This is a genomic window from Gillisia limnaea DSM 15749 (assembly GCF_000243235.1).
Classification (GTDB): Bacteria; Bacteroidota; Bacteroidia; order Flavobacteriales; family Flavobacteriaceae; genus Gillisia; species Gillisia limnaea.
On sequence record NZ_JH594606.1, the window covers coordinates 326,791 to 344,435 of the forward strand.

The following is a 17,645-nucleotide window of genomic DNA, read 5'->3' on the forward strand; positions in this document are numbered from 1 at the left end:
TATTTTTTACATTTATAATTCTCAGTCTCTTATTCTGAATTTAAATACCGAACGATTTAAATATTTTTCCCCGGGTTCCAGAATAGACTTTGGAAAATTATCGTGATTGGGAGCATCCGGGAAATTCTGGGTCTCCATACATACAGATGGAAAAGCATCGGAGATTTCAGTTTGATACTGCCATATTCGCGGTAATTGCTTCGGAATATAAACCACTACTGAAGGCTGATTGGTTTCCACCTGCATTTCAATTCCTGTTTCCGGAGAGTACAGTGAGGCTGCGATCCTGGTATTATTATTCAGCACAAAAGTGTCATCTACTTCTAATTGTTCAATTTCTTTTACATAAGAAAAATTTTTGGGATGTTCTTCAAGCGGAAGCAATTTACCTGTCGGCATTAATTTTTCATCTACTTCCAGAATATTCCAGGCTTTAATACAAAGCTGATGATCGCTTACGCTGCCTTTTCCGCTCAAATTAAAATAGGTGTGATTGGTGAGGTTTACCGGGCTGCTTTTATTAGTTGAAGCCTTGTATTCAATAATAATTTCATTTTTAGATTTCAACGTATATTTCACTTCAATTTCAAGTCTTCCCGGATAACCCTCTTCCCCATCTTCAGAAATACAACTGAAAATAAGTGAAGGATCTGTTCCTGAATTTTCAGCTTCAAGTTTCCATATTTTATGTTGAAATCCGCGAAATCCGCCATGAAGATGCGCGCCGTTTTTCTGATAAAGCTCAAAGGTTTTACCTTTTAGCTGAAAGCTTCCGTTGGAGATCCTTCCGGCATATCTTCCCACCGATGCCCCAAAACACCTGTTTTCTTCAGCATATTTTTCAGATATATAATCTTCAGTATTTTTAGGACCCACCACTACATTTAAAGGCTTCCCGTTTTTATCTTTTATGAATAAACTGAATACCGAAGCTCCCAGGTTCAGGATCTGAAGTTGTGTTCCCTCAACATTTTTGAGGGTGTAGATCTTTAAATCTTCCGCGGAAGGATTTGAAGTTTGATTCATTAACCGGGGTATATTATAAAGTGGGACTATTTTCCATAGATTTCTTCTGAAATGAATTCCTCTGGGATACGTCTTCCAAAGAAAAGGATTTTTCAGGGGATTTTAAAATTAGTTTTAAGCACTTCTTTCTATCCTGAAGCGAAAAATACATCCAGTCAAAAAACAAAACAAGGTTACCTGAATATTTTTCAAAAAATCTTACTTTTGCAGCTATGGCATTATCAAACAACGACATTTTCAAAAAACTGCGGGTTGCGCTTAAATTGCGTGATGACGATATAGTAGAAATTTGTGCCCTGGTAGATTTCAAGGTAACAAAAAGCGAACTGGGAGCTATCTTCCGGGCAGAGGACCATCCAAAATACATGGAATGCGGAGACCAGTTCCTCAGGAATTTTCTAAATGGACTTGTGATCCATAAACGTGGGGTGATGCCGAAGAAGAGTGATGGGGAATCGAAGTAACGGAGTGACGGATTGATGAGGTGATGGAGGTGATGGAGTGACGAAGTGATGGGGTGAAGGATAGACGGAGTGACGAGGTGACGAGGTGACTTGGGGACAAAACCATGCAGAATTATACTTATAATCAATAAAAAATCCCGGAAATTCCGGGATTTTTTATTGATTATATAGGAATGCTATACTTCTTATTTAAGAGCTTCCTGAACCTTATCTGCAGCTTCCTGAAATTCGGTAGCGCTGAAAAAGTTGAATCCGCTATTGTCGATAATTTCTTTAGCGATATCGGCATTGGTTCCCTGTAAACGAACGATGATTGGCACTTTTACCGCATCCCCCATATTTTTACAGGCATCTACAATACCCTGAGCTACTCGGTCACAACGTACAATTCCACCAAAAATATTGATAAGGATTGCTTTTACCTTGTCATCCTTCAGGATAAGTCTTAATGCTTCTTCCACACGCTTTGCATCTGCAGTACCACCTACATCAAGGAAGTTTGCTGGTTCACCACCCGCCTGCTTGATAAGGTCCATAGTTGCCATTGCAAGACCGGCACCATTTACCATACAACCCACGTTTCCGTCAAGATCCACATAGTTAAGACCAACTCTTTTAGCTTCTACTTCCACAGGATTCTCTTCGCGAATATCCCTCATTTCTGCATAGTCTTTATGACGGAATAAAGCGTTGTCATCTATGGTAACCTTGGCATCAACTGCCATAATTTTATCATCACTGGTTTTTAAAACCGGATTGATTTCAAATAAAGAAGAATCAGATTTATCGAAAGCCGTGTAAAGAGCCATCACAAATTTGGTCATTTCTTTGAAAGCATTTCCGCTTAATCCAAGATTAAAAGCAATTCTTCTTGCCTGGAAAGGCATTAAACCTACCGAAGGATCAATTTCTTCGGTAAAGATCAATTCAGGAGTTTCTTCAGCAACAGTTTCTATATCCATCCCACCTTCGGTAGAATACATGATCATATTACGACCTGTACTACGGTTCAATAAAACAGACATATAATATTCTTCGGGTTCATTCGCTCCCGGGTAATAAACATCTTCAGCAATTAAAACCTGGTGTACCCTTTTCCCTTCCGCAGAAGTTTGAGGAGTTACAAGGTCCATCCCGATGATTTGTCCGGTGATGTCTTCAACTTCTTTCAGATTTTTGGCTATTTTCACTCCACCACCTTTTCCACGGCCACCGGCGTGAACCTGTGCTTTAATCACATGCCAACCTGTTCCGGTTAGTGCGGTAAGTTCCTTGGCAGCATCTACTGCTTCTTTTGCGTTATGAGCAACAATACCACGCTGAATGCGTACGCCAAAGCTGCTTAAAATTTCTTTTCCTTGATACTCGTGTATGTTCATAATCTGCTTTTTCTTCAGTAATTAATACGGTTGACAAAAGTAATAAATGTAATAAGATGAACCAATCTTTTTTGAAATTATGATTTCCAGAGGGTTTGCTTCTATTTTTGATCCCAATTCATAGTCCGGTCCTCTATTTATTTTACCAAATGGAACCGGAAAAATGAATTTTAAAAGGAATTTATTGTTAAATAAAATGATTGAAATCTTAAAATTTTCAACTCAAATGTGGAGAAATTCTGCCTTAAAAGTTTGAAAGACCCCATTTTTACTGATATTTTCTCTATATCGTTTTAGTGATTTTTTCCAAAAAAATGATACTTGCTTAAGTATCTCCATTATTTTTGCATTCTCAATTACCCGGGAGCGAGCTCCAGAGGTATGAAAAAGAAAGAAAGGTTAAAATGAAGAAAGCACTTATAGCATTAGCCATTGGAGGGTTTGGGATTGGAATGACAGAATTTGTTATTATGGGGATCCTTCCCAATGTTGCAGAAGATCTAAAAATAACCATTCCACAGGCAGGGCATTTCATCTCTGCCTATGCACTTGGAGTAGTGGTAGGAGCACCTCTTATTACCGGGATAGCAGGAAGATGGCCGGCCCATAAAATCCTAATGTGGTTAATGGTATGGTTTACCATATTCAACACCCTTTCCGGCTTTGCAAATAGTTACAATACTTTAATGGCGGTTCGGTTTTTATCGGGATTGCCGCACGGTGCCTTTTTTGGTATTGGAGCTGTAGTAGCCGGAAAACTGGCTAAACCCGGAAAATCCGCTCAGGCAATCGCTATTATGTTTACCGGATTAACCCTTGCCAATGTATTGGGAGTTCCATTAGGCACTTTTTTAGGCCAGCATTTTAGCTGGGGAGTTTCATTTATGGCTGTTGGAGTAGTTGGGGTATTTGCGGTACTTGGAGTAAAATTTTGGATGCCCGTACTGCCAAAATCATCTTCCAACGGCCTGCGAAAAGATCTTAAAGTTTTAAAGCGGGGCGAATTATGGATGGTTTTCTTTCTTACAACCATTGGTACCGGAGGATTTTTCGCGTGGTACAGTTATATTGCTCCCCTAATAACCGATGTAGCCGGACATCCGGCAGGAATGGTAAGTTATGTAATGATACTGGCAGGAATTGGTATGGTTGTGGGTAATTTTATAGGTGCCAAACTTGCTGAAAAATACTCCCCCATCAATGCTGTAGTTATCACACTTATCATAATGGTTATTTTGCTGCTTAGCAATACCTTCTTTGCAGATGATAAAATCGCTGTGCTGGTATTGACCTTTTTAATAAGCACTTTTGCTTTTTGTCTTGCTACCCCAATTCAAATGGCGATGATCACCACAGCAAAAGGATCTGAAATGCTTGGCTCCTCCCTTAACCAGAGTGCCTTTAATGTTGGGAATGCTAGTGGAGCTTATTTTGCGGGCTTACCAATTGCAATGGGGTACGGTATAGGATCTGCAACGCTTGTAGGAGCTGCAATGGCCGGAACCGGAGTATTTATTGCGCTGGGAATTATTTTGATGCGGAAAAAAAGAGAAAAAGAACAAGCCGTATTAGCCTTTGAATAATAGGTGCCAAAACCCATTTATGCTCAAATTTTAATGATGATAAGGTATTGTTAGGTTTTACACAATTATACGAATTATGTTATTTTTTGACATTACTTGCAGATAATTAAAAATCTAAATTATTTTTGCCCACCAAACAATTATCCCGGAGCGAACTCACGAGGTGTGTAAATGGTAGAAACATCCGTTTTCCCGATGAAATCCCACCCGAATTGGACGGGCAGGCGTCGGGAAACTAACCCACTGCTGGGATTAAATTTAAATAAAATGAAAGATCAAAACCTAAGTGCTATAGCGAACGAATTTGGAAGTCCGGTGTATGTGTATGATGCTGAAAAAATCATGTTTCAGCATGAGCGATTAACCAATGCCTTTTCAGAAATAGCAAAGCTCCGCATCAATTATGCTGCGAAGGCACTCTCCAATATCTCCATATTAAAACTGATGAACAAAATGGGTTCCGGTCTGGATACGGTTAGTATTCAGGAGGTGAAATTAGGATTGAAAGCAGGTTTTGATCCATCAAAAATCATTTACACACCCAACGGGGTTTCCCTGGAAGAAATTGAGGAAGTCACCAAACTTGGGGCACAAATCAATATCGACAATTTATCTATCCTGGAACAATTTGGCGCCCGGCATCCCAAAGTTCCGGTGTGCATAAGGATCAATCCGCATGTAATGGCTGGTGGGAATACCAATATTTCTGTGGGGCATATCGATTCAAAATTCGGGATATCCATTCACCAGATCCCGCATTTACTTCGTATCGTGGAAAATACCGGGATGAATATTAACGGGATCCATATGCATACGGGGAGCGATATTCTGGACATTGAAGTGTTTTTATATGCATCGGAGATCCTTTTTGATACCGCCAAGCATTTCAAAGACCTAGAATTTCTGGATTTTGGAAGCGGCTTCAAAGTCCCTTATAAAGAAGGTGATATCGAGACCAATATTGAAGAACTGGGTGAGAAACTAAGCAAGAAATTCAAATCCTTTTGTGAAGAATATGGCAGGGAACTTACCCTTGCTTTCGAGCCGGGAAAATTCCTGGTAAGCGAGGCCGGGCAGTTTGTGGCAAAGGTGAATGTGATCAAACAAACCACTTCTACGGTTTTTGCCGGGATAGATTCCGGATTCAATCATTTGATAAGGCCAATGCTTTACGGATCCCGACACGAGATAAGGAATATTTCGCATCCAGAGGGAAAACAACGTTTTTACTCTGTGGTAGGTTACATTTGCGAGACCGATACTTTTGCTACCAACCGAAGGATCTCTGAGATCAAGGAAGGTGATTTTCTCGCGTTTAGCAATGCCGGAGCCTATTGTTTCACCATGGCCAGCAATTACAATTCCCGCTACCGCCCAGCCGAAGTATTATGGTATAATGAAAAAGCTCATTTGATACGGGAGCGTGAGGATTTTGAAGATCTTTTAAGGCATCAGGTGGAAATGAATTTTGACAAAGTCGAAGCTTAACAGGAAAAATTAGCTGATTTTTAAGAGGAAATATTAGTAGTATTGCGATTTATTTTTTTGCCGATAGTTTATCTCCCACAGATCTCGCCGATTCTCGCAGAAAATAATCTTTTCTAATTTTAGTGATTCTATCTTTTAGCCACGAATGCACGAATATTTTTTAGGAATTCTCTTTCCAATTCTCTATTTTCTCTGTTCTTGACTCTTTTCCGAAATAACCTGAAATTTTATCTTCTATGGGCTTTTATTTTATCGCTTTAATTCCTCCTGAAGCACTTTGTGAACGGATTTGGATATTGAAGCTGGAAATCGCAGATAAATATGGAGCCAAAAACGCACTTAAACTTCCCGCCCATATCACTCTGCAAATCCCTTTCCGAATCAACGATAAAGAGGAATCCGGCCTTCTAGAACTGCTGAAAGATTTTGCCTCAAAACAACATAATTTTGGAGTAGTTGTATCCGGATTTAGAAAATTTTCCAACCGGGTAATCTTTGCCGATGTTGAAACCAAACAGCCGGTAATTGAAGTCTTTGAAAAATTGCAGAACAAGCTTTCCATTCATCTCAATTTAAAAGATCACGAAAAAGCAACTGAAATTCATCCCCACTTTACCCTAGCATCCCGGGACCTGGGTCACCGCAACTTCCCACTCGCCTGGGCCGATTTTAAAGACCGGGAATTTCAGGATTCCTTTCAGGCAACGAGCATCTTTCTTTTAAAACACAATGGAAAAAACTGGGATATTTTTAAGGAATTTGAATTTGCGAATCCTGTGTGACTTATAGAATTTTAAGCCGAGTGGACCAATCAAAAAACTCTAAGAATAATAATATTCCTCAATTATTTTATCAGATTCCTCCTTGTCTTTAAACACATCAAATCCTGCGCCCTGAGTTCTTAATGCTCCCATCAAATTGGCATATTGAGCGGCTTTTATCCTGTCTTTGTATAAAGCTAACCCATAAGCAAGTCCGCCAGCGAAACTATCACCACAGCCCGTAGTATCCACCACATTATCCACCCAAACAGATTTTATAAATTCCTTTCGGGTTTCCCCATTTTCTTTGTGATAGGACAAACAGCCCCTGGAATCCAGGGTGATGTATAAGGTATTCACATTTTTGGAGAGTGCATATTCCGCGAAATCATCCAGATGATCTGTGTACTGATCATCATAATTATTTAGGATTTTTTCATCCTGGCACCAGCTAAACTGGGATTCCTCCAGGTTCATTTTAAGAACGTCTATGTAGGGAAGCCAGTCATTTTTATCCTTCCATAATTGCCGAACTCTAACCCCGTTTTCATCCACCCGGGAAGTAGGGCCATGAGCATCAAAAATAATGATTGCCTTAGAGTTTTCCTTGATATACTTCAATGTTTCCAGGTCTATTTCAAAATCGGTAACCGGAACAAACACAAAAGCATCTACATCCAAAAAGGGTTTTACATCCTCCGGCATAATTGGAGCCATTTTTGAAAGTTGTTTTTCCTCCCGGTTATTTTGGTCCAGAAATTTCAATTCTATAATAGTTCCCCTGTCGTGATGGGTAAATAGACCCGCTGTACTTATATTAGGATATGGTTCAAAAAGCTCTTTAATAGGTTGTTCATCCTCCTTATTGATGTGGGTAACAGGAAAAACAAGCCCATCATCCCCAAGTAACTTCGAAAGGGCAATAGTGGGGTGTGTAATACATCCGTATTTTTTAATAACCTCTCCTTTGTGGGTAATTATAGTATCTCTTGGAATGGGTCCTACGGTAGCTATTTTAATTTTACTCATAATTAATTGCTGATTTTAACCAGGTACAAAATAAAGATCGACCTGAAAGAAGAAGTGAAATAAGATGAGGAATCTTAATTTAAAAGATCTCATTTTTTTCATTCTTAAAAACTAACTTCTCAAATATAATTAAATTTGGGGTAGAAAAATGCGTAAATAAAAAAAACAGAAGCCTCAATTTACGATCTCGCTTAAAAAAGATAAAAACAACTTCTTATCTTCGTTGCTGAAGAAAATCGTTTTTCTGATTTATTTAAATTCCCTATTTTTTCCAAATGAGCACAAAATTTATAGAAAATAGTTCGTTTCAGTCTGAAAATTATTCCTTGAAGGGATTGGCTTTGGGAGAATATGAAAACTGTAATTTCAACCAATGCAGTTTTGTAAGTACCAACCTCTCTTCTTTCACATTTTCAGAATGTAAATTTGAAAACTGCGATCTTAGTATGGTTTTACTGAAAAATGCCACTTTCCGGGATGTGGGCTTTAAAAATTGCAAATTGTTAGGCGTTCGTTTTGACCAATGCAATCCATTTTTGCTATCGTTTTCTTTTGAAGAATCCATCCTTGATTTTTCTTCCTTTTACGGTCTGAAAATTAAAAACACAAAATTTATTTCCTGTAAACTGGAACAGGTGGATTTCACCGAAACCGATCTTCGGGATTCGATTTTTGACAAATGCCAGCTGAGCGGGGCAGTATTTGAAGATACCATCCTTGAAAAATCAGATTTTCGGACAGCCAGTGATTTTTCCATCGATCCGGAACTCAACAGGATCAAGAATGCAAAGTTTTCAGCAATTAATATCGCTGGACTTTTAGACCGGTATCACATCACTATTGAATAGTTTTGGTTCTTCCTTAAATATGATTCTTGTCATTTTTTGAAACCGCTTAAAATTCTAACTTCAATTCCTATATTGCGATGTGAAAGTTAATACCGCGAATTTCGCATTAACAAGTTCTTCAACTCATTTTTTTAAGTATGAAATGAGCATAGAGTGACCTGAATACGATACAAATACCAAGAAGATATGCGAATTATGACCTTTTAAGAAAATAAATAGCTACCTATGAAAAAGTCTGCTCTGGATATTTATTTATTGCTTCCCATTAAAGGTTTTATTGAAAAACAAACTTCTGTTGGTCTTCTCCTAATCTTTTCGGCTATACTGGCAATGATAATTGCAAATTCTCCGCTGGCAGACCAATATCATGGTTTCTGGAAACAATACATCCAATTTGGTTTTAACGATGCTGTGCTTAGTAAAAACCTGCTTCACTGGATTAACGATGGACTTATGTCCATTTTCTTTTTTATGGTAGGACTGGAACTAAAAAGAGAGATCATGCAGGGCGAACTTTCAACCTTACGGGGAGCGGCTTTACCTGTGGGTGCGGCAATAGGCGGTATGCTTTTCCCTGCACTCATCTATTATTTTTTTACCTCAGGATCGCCCGCTGTTTCCGGATGGGGGATCCCGATGGCCACCGACATCGCTTTTGCCCTGGGACTTTTATACCTGCTGGGCGACAAAGTTCCCCTAACGCTAAAGGTGTTTTTAACCGCACTGGCCATTGTGGATGATCTTGGAGCTGTGCTGGTAATCGCCTTGTTCTATACAGTCGATATTTCCATGGATAATCTTGCGATGGGCGGATTTTTTCTGCTCGTATTGTTCACTGCAAACTATGTAGGGATTAGAAACACGATCTTTTATGCCATTGTAGGAATTGGAGGTCTTTGGATGGCAGTTATGCTCTCCGGGGTTCACGCCACTATCGCAGCTGTAATCGCCGCTTTTGCAATCCCTTCTACAAAAAAGATCAATGCTCCCTTGTTTCTTAGAAAAGTGAAATTACTATCCTATCAAATTAAGAAGCAACTAAAGCTTCAAAGAACACGGGAAGATGAGTTTGATGATGAAGAAGACAGGGATAAAATCACCAATATGATAGAAAAATTTTCTTCCTTAACCGTAGATGCCACACCTCCATTGCAACGGCTGGAGCATGCCCTGCATCCTCTGGTAAGTTTCGTGATCCTCCCGCTGTTTGCCTTTGCCAATGCCGGAGTAACTCTTACTTCAGAGTCATTTGCCTTTTTGCAAAGCCCGGTGACTCTTGGCGTTGTTTCAGGACTTATTTTGGGGAAATTTGTTGGAGTAGTCCTTTTCACAAGACTTATGGTTTTTCTAAAAATCTCACAACTTCCTAAAGGAGTAGCCTGGAAACATGTTTACGGTGTGGGGATCCTGGCTGGAATAGGCTTTACAATGTCCTTTTTCATCACCGAGCTCGCATTTATAAATGAAGATTTCAGGATACAAGCCAAAATGGGAATTCTAGTGGCTTCATTGCTGGCAGGAATTACAGGATATTTATACCTATGGTTTATCAGCAAAAAACCAAAGAAAGTTCCTGCAAAAGGTGAACCCAAAGAAAGAACTGCCAAAAAAACGAAACCTCAAAAAACATCCTGATTATTTTTTCAGAAATACAAAAGAGAATAATTATTCTGAAGGCACAGGTATTAGAGAAATCAAAGTTGTTATATTGTAAGGTATTAATCAATTATAACCAATGAAATATACCCTTTATATCCTTGCACTTTCCTTCCAGCTGGCATTGTTCAGTCAGACAAATGAATCTCAAATTTCCACAAGGAACATGAACGATATCAACTGGATGGAATTTGGGGAGTTTGTACCCTCAAAGATCAATACCGTTTTTTTGCCCACCGGAACCCTGGAACCCCACGGAGTAATAAATAATGGTGCCGATAATGATGCTCCGCAAGCTATGGCAAAAGAACTTGCTCCTGGTTTAAACGCGATGATTGCTCCTACCCTTCCCTATGGAATGACGGGCTCTCTGGCGGCATATCCCGGCGCTTTTGAAATTTCTGAAGCTGCCTACAGGCCTTTTATAAAGGAAATTCTTGAAGGTTTAGCCAAAAACGGATTTAAAAATATTATCATTCTAAATGGTCACGGGGGCGGACAAACAGATGTCCTGCAAGCTGTTGCTGCTGAAGTGGCTAATGAAAAAAATGTGAGGACCCTGGTGATTAACTGGTGGTCTTTTGCTGCCGATGTGACCATGGAAGTTTTCAAAGAAGATGGCGGACATGCCGGATTGAATGAAACCGCATTTATTCAGGCTATCAATCCCGGTTTGGTGAATAAGAAGCGCTACAACAAAAATATGGCTACCGCATATCCAAAGGACAAAACATGGGCTGCCACTCCTTTTCCTTCCTCCATTGGGCTTTATAAGGAAAATGAAGGCTATCCCAATTTTGATCAGAAAAAAGCAGACGAATACTACAAAAAAGTAGTTGAGAAGGTTGGTGAATTAATTGAAGATACCATCGCAAAATGGGAACTGGCTTTTGGCGATTAATTTTTCAGCTCAAAAATTTGAAAAATATTTTTCATCCTTTGCCCCTGGCTTCAGCCGGTTCACTAAGTATGTAAAAGAAGGCTTTAGCCCCATTGTTTTTATCACTCCTGCTTATATGAAAAATATTTGTCATCCATTGCCGCTGGCTTCAGCCAGGGGTCCAGTAAGCATGTAAAGCAGGGCTTTAGCCCCATTGTTTTTACCACTCCTGCATATGTGAAAAATGTGGCTAAAGCCAACTTCAAATTCAAACTGTTTCCGGCAGTTAAAACTGCCGGAAATGGATGTTTTTTATGTATCTATTCTCTGGTAGTTAAAACTGACTTCATCATTCTCTTATCTTTATCTCAATTTATTTCAGTTAAAACTGTATTTACAGGAATTTAGCAATTTATTTATGCAATTGAAATGCATTAAGTAAAAAATATTTTGCCCATCGCCCATGGCTTTAGCCAGGGGTCCAGGAAGTGTGTAAAGCAGGGCTTTAGCCCCATTTTTTATTACTCCTGAATATATTGCCATCCATATTTATTCATGAAAATATCAATTTCTTCCTTGAATGATTTCTGGGTATGGTGCTTTTCCTGATTGTGAATGTAGTTCCTTGTTTGAATTAAATGACTTTCACTCAACCCAACTGCCCAATAATCATCCTGCCACATGAATTTTGGTTTTGTCAGAGAGCTCTTATTGATCCAATAAGAAGATTCACCTTTAATAAGTTGAGCTACTTTGCTGATGCTGTCTTCTTTGCCAAGAGAGACAAGGCAGTGTACATGGTTATTATATCCGTTTATAGAATCTAACCAAATCCCTTTGGATTCAGCATTCTCTTTAATGTGCTTAAATATTTCCGATCTTAGTTCCGGAGTATTCATAAAGGGAACTCTATCCTTTGTAGAAAAAACCATATGTACCCAAATCCTAACCCAACTCATATATTTAAAATTTAGTTGCTCTTGTGTAAAAAATATGGCTAAAGCCAATTTCAAATTCAAACTGTTCCGGCAGTTAAAACTGCCGGAAATAGATGTTTTTTATGTATCTATTCGCTGGTAGTTTTAACTGACTTCAATCATTCTCTTATCCTTATCTGAATTTATTTCAGTTAAAACTGTATTTAAAGGAATTTAGCAATTTATTTATGCAATTAAAATACATTAAGTAAAAAATATTTGTCATCCATTGCCGCTGGCTTTAGCCAGGGATCCAGGAAGTATGTAAAGCAGGGCTTTAGCCCCATTGTTTTTATAACTCCTGAAAATATTGCCATCCATATTTATTCAAGAAAATATCAATTTCTTTCTTGAATGATTTCCATGCATAGTAATTTTCCTGATTGTGAATGTAGTTTCTTGTTTGAACTAAATGACTTTCATTCAACCCAAATGTCCAATATATTTAAAATTTAGTTGCTCTTGTGTAAAAAATGTGGCTAAAGCCAACTTCAAATTCAAACTGTTTCGGCAGTTAAAACTGACTTCAATCATTCTTTTTCTGATTGTCCGCAATTAGTAAAAAAAAGAACAACGCCAGGCTAAACTCGTTTCAGCATCTCAATAACATCTGATAACCAACATATTATTGAGTGCAACCCTGAAACAAGTTCAGATTGACAAACACATTATGTTACATTACGCGATTAATTTTGCAGCTCAAAATTTAAAAAAAAATCTAAGAAACCCGGCACCAAATCAAACAGCTCCAATGAAAATAAATAAAGTCAGAATTACAGGAATAATTCTCTTAATAGTGGGAATTACAGCAAGATTTGCACTGGACGACACCTATAGTTTCCTTTATGGCATGTTGATTGGAGCGGGAATTGCACTGGTTGTAACCGGAAAAATAAAAAGTCCCATTTAATGATTTCCGAAAGGATTTTACATTGCCTGGCAGCAAACGGTTTCCTGAAAACTTAGCCAATTTCTGCTCAAAATCCCGGTCTAATTTCTTAAATTTCCACTTCCAAAGGGGGATTTAATTTTCCCGTTTTCAATCAAAAAAATACTTTTCTTTCATGAAGATCCTTCATACCGCCGATTGGCATATTGGTAAAAAACTACACAAACACGATCTTTCACAAGATTTTGAGCTTTTTATAACCTGGCTTTGTGAGATCATTGAATCTCATGAGGTAGAAGTTTTGCTGGTATCCGGAGATGTTTTCGATCTCGCAAATCCCTCTTCGGAAGCAAGAAACCAGTACTATCGTGCTTTGATGAAGCTCCGAAAATTGCAGTGCAAGATCATCCTTACCGGCGGAAATCACGATTCCCCGGCAATGCTTGATGCCCCCCGGGAACTGATGCGTGAACTGGACATGCACGTGATTGGAGGCTTGCCCGAAGATCTTGAAAACACTATAATCCCCGTCACAAACAAAAACGGAATTCCGGAATTGGTGATCGCTGCCCTGCCCTATCTTCGCGATGCCGATTTGCGCAGCGCTACCGACGGACATACTTATACAGACAGGATAGAGGCATTACGAAAGGGAATTCAAAACACATTTTTAAAGGCAGCAGAAATTTGCAACAACAGGTTTCCGGGGATTCCGGCTATCGCTCTGGGACATCTTTTTGCTGCAGGAATTGAAACTTCAGACAGTGAAAGGGATATCCAAATAGGAAATTTAGCGGCATTTGATGCCAATCAATTTGGGGATTATTTTCAATACATCGCGCTGGGGCATATTCATAAACCCCAGCAGGTAAAATCACAGGTACCAACGTACTACAGCGGCTCCCCTATTCCGCTTTCCTTTAGTGAACGAAAAGATGAAAAAAGGGTATTATTGCTCAAAACGGAAGAAGGCTTTATCCCGGAAAGCATTCCTGTTCCCGCTTTTCGCAAACTTTTGAAAATTACCGGCAGCCTGGAACAGCTTCAGCTAAAACTGGATACGTTGGGAAATCCCGGAGAGCTGGAGTCTTTGATAGAAGTTATTTTAACCGAAGAGCGGTACGATGCAGATAAAATATACCTTTTTGATGAGTTGATAACAGGTTTTGATAAACCGGGATTTGAGATCGTGAAACACCGAACAGATTTTAAACAACAATTAAAAGGTGCCGCCGATCTTTATAAAAATTCCCAGCAGCTGGAAGACCTAAAACCCCGGGATGTATTCCTGGAACTCATCACAAAACACGAGTACAACCCGGAATTGCAACAGGAGATCCTGAGTGCTTTTGACGAATTGTTGCAAGCAGTTGAATTGGATGAAAATACCACTTTATGAAGATCCTGAAAATAGAATTCCAAAACATCAATTCCCTTCGCGGAATCCATAAAATCGACTTCACCAAAGCTCCTTTTACAACGAGTTCGCTCTTCGCAATCACAGGGCCCACCGGAAGCGGAAAAAGTACGATCCTGGATGTGATCTCCCTGGCACTTTTTAACCAGGTGCCCAGATTAGGGAAGATCTCCAGGAAAGAAATAGAAGAAAAAGGGGCGATTCTTACCCGGAACCAAAAAGAAGCATTCGCAACGGTAACCTATGAATGCAAAAGCGGGGAATACGCTTCCACCTGGAGCATTTCCACCGCAAGAACCGGAAACCTTAGGGATTACGAGATGCAAATCGCTGAAGTTGGCAGCGGTGAACTTCTGGATCTTAAAAAATCGGATGTTCCGGCCAGCAATGAAGCACTTATAGGGTTAAATTACAATCAGTTTATCAAGTCGGTATTGCTTGCGCAAGGTGAATTTGCCCAATTTTTAAGGGCTAAAAAAGAGGAACGCGGGGAATTGCTGGAAAAGATCACGGGAACCGGAATGTACCGCCAACTGGGAATCAAGGCTTTCGAAAAATTCAGGGAAGTAAATGCAGTGATCAAGGCACAACAGGACAAAATCCTGGTGATAAAAGATGAGCTGCTGGAAAATGAAAAAAAACAAGAAATCACAAAGGAACTTCAGCAAAAAGAACAGGAAAGCAAACCCCTGGAAGTTGCCCTAAAAAGCATTAGCAAAAACATTGAATTAAAGGAAGCTATCACAATCCGGGAAAAGGAGATACGGGTATTGGAATTAAAGAAAGAAGCCGAAGAAAACAATTTTAAGCGGTTTAATGCTGAATTTGGGCCAGGGTTAAAAAACCATGAAAAACTTCAGAATTACGCTGAAGAACTCCGAAGCTGGAGCCACCAAAAAATTGAGCTTCAGCGAAAAAACGAGGAGAAAGAGATTAAAGGAGCAGGTATTGAGAAAAACCTTCAGGAGCAAAAAAATTGTCTTGAATCCACCGGAAAATTTATTGGAACTGAAATAACTTCGGATACTATTTCAGAAGAAGTGGAGCATTTCGGCAGAAAAGTAAGCGATCTTCAGCAAAAAAGAGCAGAACGATCTACGGAATATAAAACCCTTAAACTTCAGCTACAAAGAGAGCTGGAGAATGTTTCCTTCAGTTTAAATGAAAAAGATCCGGATGTAAGTCTGAAAACTTTAAATGAACTGAAAAACGCTTCAGAAAAAGCGATAAAAGAATTTCAGAAAGAATTAAAAAATATAGATCTGGAGCGATCTGAAGCAGAAAAACAGCGTTTAAATAAGGGTTTAGAAGAAGCGATCACTGCAAAGCAAGAGCATGATACGATTGACAAGACTGTAGCAGATATTGAAAAACTGGACAAGGAAACGGAACTGCTTTTGCCTAAAATAGCTGCTTTTCCCGGAGAAATAGCGATTGCCACAAACCGGATCGAACTTTTTAAAGAGCGTCGGGATAAGCTGGATCTTGAAAAACACAACCAGGTACTTAGAGCGAGTTTAGAAGAGCACCGCGCGCATTTAATTAACGGGGAAGCTTGTCCCTTATGCGGTTCCTTTGAACATCCCTTTGCCGAAGAGCTCCCAAAACAGGATTCTGACCTTCAAAAGAAAATCGTTGAAACCGCTGCAGATCTTAAAACCTGGACCGATAAATTAACTGCTGCAACCACAAGTTTTAAGCATTTTGAGGAGCGACAAAGAGAGATCAACAGCCAAAAAGCGGTATTGGAAACCGAACTGAAATCTCATGTATTTAAATTTGAAGAGGAATTCCCTCAATTTCAGCTGAAAGAAAACAGGGTTTGGGAACAACTTTTCAGGAATTACAGGACACAGCTTAAACTGTTGGAAGAGTATGAAAAAGAAAACGGCAAGTTAAAAGCGATCCAAATCGGGATGCTGATACATCTTAAATTAAATAAAGTATTAAGTGAAGGTGTGGAAACAAAGGCAGAACTGGATAAACTGTATTTGGGAACCGATATTCATAAGGATTGCGGCAAGTTTCAGCAAAAATGGTCCGCCTTAAAACAAGATCATACCGGACTTACAAATCAGTTAAAAGAACTGCAAACCCGAACTGAAGAACAAACAGAAATCTTCAGGAATCTGGAGCTGGAATTGAGTGAGCTTGTTAAAGATCAGTATTTTGTAACAATTGCCGAAGCCCGGGAAGCACTTCTACCCGAACTTGATTACAACCGGTTGCGATCACAAAGGGAAAAAATAAAAAATGATCTCGGCATTCATCTCAACTCCCTCAAATTACTTACTACACAGTTACAGGATTTTCAAAAACAGGATGTTGAAAAAACTGCTGAAGCGCTGACTTCGGAATTAAAACAATGCAATGCCCTGCTGCAAAGCATAACATCAGAATGTGAGGACCTGCGAAGAAAATTGAAAAATGACAAGGATCGCAGGGAACAGTTGGAAAAACTGGAGGCCGGCATTGCAGAGAAGGAAAAACAAAATAAGCGATGGAAGCTGCTAAATGAACTTATTGGGGATTCACAGGGAAAAAAATTCAATGATTTTGCGCAGGATTTGAGTTTGAGTCAGCTGCTGCAACATGCAAACATAAGGCTGGCCGACCTTAGCGACCGCTATAAGATCGATAAACCTACAGCGCAGGAAGATGACGGCCTGGTAGCAATCGATGAACATATGGGTGGGCAGCGGCGATCTGTAAAAACCCTTTCCGGCGGAGAAACCTTTATTTTGAGTTTATCCATGGCATTGGCACTCTCGGACCTGGCTTCACGAAACGTAGAGATCAACAGTTTATTTATAGATGAAGGATTTGGAACCCTGGATCCTGAGACCCTGGATCAAACCCTGGATACGCTTGAAAAATTACAATCTGAATCTTCCAAAACAATTGGGATAATAAGCCATGTAGATTCTTTAAAAGAACGTATCGCGACACAAATTCAGCTAAAAAGACATGGACAGGGATACAGTACCCTTGATGTATCGAGTTAATAATTACTTTGTTGGCGTATTGATTTGATACTTTATTTGGAAACCGGAAGTTTGAAAATCCTTTAACATTTTCACAAGGCCGCACCCCTTCAAGCTGTAGGGATTCTTCCTCGCCCAAAAGCTCGTTCAGAATGACAAAAAACTCACCGGTATGTCATTCTGAACGCAGTGAAGAATCCTGCGTACTCATTGGACGAATCATGTCTAAAGGATTCACTAGTCCTACCTTACCCACGCTATAGG

At 39.4% G+C, this 17,645-nt stretch carries 14 protein-coding genes; 10 read left to right on the forward strand and 4 right to left on the reverse strand.

The window, feature by feature from the left end; genetic code table 11:
- Window positions 1-21: 21 nt before the first annotated feature.
- On the reverse strand, window positions 22-1,026 hold the full coding sequence (locus GILLI_RS03190; RefSeq protein ID WP_006987684.1) for an aldose epimerase family protein: 1,005 nt from the start codon (window positions 1,024-1,026) through the stop codon (window positions 22-24).
- 212 nt (window positions 1,027-1,238) lie between these two features.
- On the opposite strand from GILLI_RS03190, the gene GILLI_RS03195 reads away from it, so the two are divergent.
- Complete coding sequence (locus GILLI_RS03195) at window positions 1,239-1,490, forward strand: DUF1456 family protein (RefSeq protein ID WP_006987685.1); 252 nt, start codon at window positions 1,239-1,241, stop codon at window positions 1,488-1,490.
- A 185-nt stretch (window positions 1,491-1,675) separates the two neighbouring features.
- Here GILLI_RS03195 and sucC read toward each other — a convergent pair whose 3' ends face one another.
- Window positions 1,676-2,869, reverse strand: a complete 1,194-nt coding sequence (gene sucC / locus GILLI_RS03200; RefSeq protein ID WP_006987686.1) for an ADP-forming succinate--CoA ligase subunit beta — start codon at window positions 2,867-2,869, stop codon at window positions 1,676-1,678.
- Between the two features lie 404 nt (window positions 2,870-3,273).
- On the opposite strand from sucC, the gene GILLI_RS03205 reads away from it, so the two are divergent.
- The 3 genes from GILLI_RS03205 (at window position 3,274) to GILLI_RS03215 (ending at window position 6,722) form a co-directional block, all read left to right on the forward strand.
- Window positions 3,274-4,452 (forward strand): MFS transporter, encoded by a 1,179-nt coding sequence (locus GILLI_RS03205; RefSeq protein WP_040506779.1) that lies wholly within the window; start codon window positions 3,274-3,276, stop codon window positions 4,450-4,452.
- Window positions 4,453-4,719: 267 nt separating this feature from the next.
- Window positions 4,720-5,940, forward strand: a complete 1,221-nt coding sequence (lysA, locus tag GILLI_RS03210; RefSeq protein WP_006987688.1) for a diaminopimelate decarboxylase — start codon at window positions 4,720-4,722, stop codon at window positions 5,938-5,940.
- Window positions 5,941-6,176: 236 nt separating this feature from the next.
- Complete coding sequence (locus tag GILLI_RS03215; RefSeq protein ID WP_006987689.1) at window positions 6,177-6,722, forward strand: 2'-5' RNA ligase family protein; 546 nt, start codon at window positions 6,177-6,179, stop codon at window positions 6,720-6,722.
- Between the two features lie 39 nt (window positions 6,723-6,761).
- Here the strand turns inward: GILLI_RS03215 and GILLI_RS03220 are convergent, their stop codons facing one another.
- The gene (locus GILLI_RS03220) at window positions 6,762-7,730 is read right to left on the reverse strand and encodes a carbohydrate kinase family protein (RefSeq protein ID WP_006987690.1); all 969 of its coding nucleotides are present in this window, start codon (window positions 7,728-7,730) and stop codon (window positions 6,762-6,764) included.
- 275 nt (window positions 7,731-8,005) lie between these two features.
- Between GILLI_RS03220 and GILLI_RS03225 the strand changes: the two genes are divergently transcribed.
- From GILLI_RS03225 to GILLI_RS03235, 3 genes are all read left to right on the forward strand, one after another.
- A complete protein-coding gene (locus GILLI_RS03225; protein ID WP_006987691.1) occupies window positions 8,006-8,578 on the forward strand; it encodes a pentapeptide repeat-containing protein in 573 nt (190 codons plus the stop codon).
- A gap of 225 nt (window positions 8,579-8,803) precedes the next feature.
- Complete coding sequence (gene nhaA / locus GILLI_RS03230; protein ID WP_006987692.1) at window positions 8,804-10,213, forward strand: Na+/H+ antiporter NhaA; 1,410 nt, start codon at window positions 8,804-8,806, stop codon at window positions 10,211-10,213.
- A gap of 100 nt (window positions 10,214-10,313) precedes the next feature.
- Window positions 10,314-11,135, forward strand: a complete 822-nt coding sequence (locus GILLI_RS03235) for a creatininase family protein (RefSeq protein WP_006987693.1) — start codon at window positions 10,314-10,316, stop codon at window positions 11,133-11,135.
- A gap of 500 nt (window positions 11,136-11,635) precedes the next feature.
- Here GILLI_RS03235 and GILLI_RS03245 read toward each other — a convergent pair whose 3' ends face one another.
- On the reverse strand, window positions 11,636-12,073 hold the full coding sequence (locus GILLI_RS03245) for a transposase (protein WP_006987695.1): 438 nt from the start codon (window positions 12,071-12,073) through the stop codon (window positions 11,636-11,638).
- Window positions 12,074-12,842: 769 nt separating this feature from the next.
- Between GILLI_RS03245 and GILLI_RS18275 the strand changes: the two genes are divergently transcribed.
- The 3 genes from GILLI_RS18275 to GILLI_RS03260 all read left to right on the forward strand — a co-directional run bounded on the left by GILLI_RS18275 (window position 12,843) and on the right by GILLI_RS03260 (window position 17,402).
- Window positions 12,843-13,001 (forward strand): hypothetical protein, encoded by a 159-nt coding sequence (locus tag GILLI_RS18275; protein WP_156798629.1) that lies wholly within the window; start codon window positions 12,843-12,845, stop codon window positions 12,999-13,001.
- A gap of 154 nt (window positions 13,002-13,155) precedes the next feature.
- Window positions 13,156-14,379, forward strand: a complete 1,224-nt coding sequence (locus GILLI_RS03255) for an exonuclease SbcCD subunit D C-terminal domain-containing protein (RefSeq protein ID WP_006987697.1) — start codon at window positions 13,156-13,158, stop codon at window positions 14,377-14,379.
- Window positions 14,376-17,402, forward strand: a complete 3,027-nt coding sequence (locus tag GILLI_RS03260) for an AAA family ATPase (RefSeq protein WP_006987698.1) — start codon at window positions 14,376-14,378, stop codon at window positions 17,400-17,402. The genes GILLI_RS03255 and GILLI_RS03260 overlap by 4 nt, the downstream gene beginning before the upstream one ends.
- Window positions 17,403-17,645 lie beyond the last annotated feature (243 nt).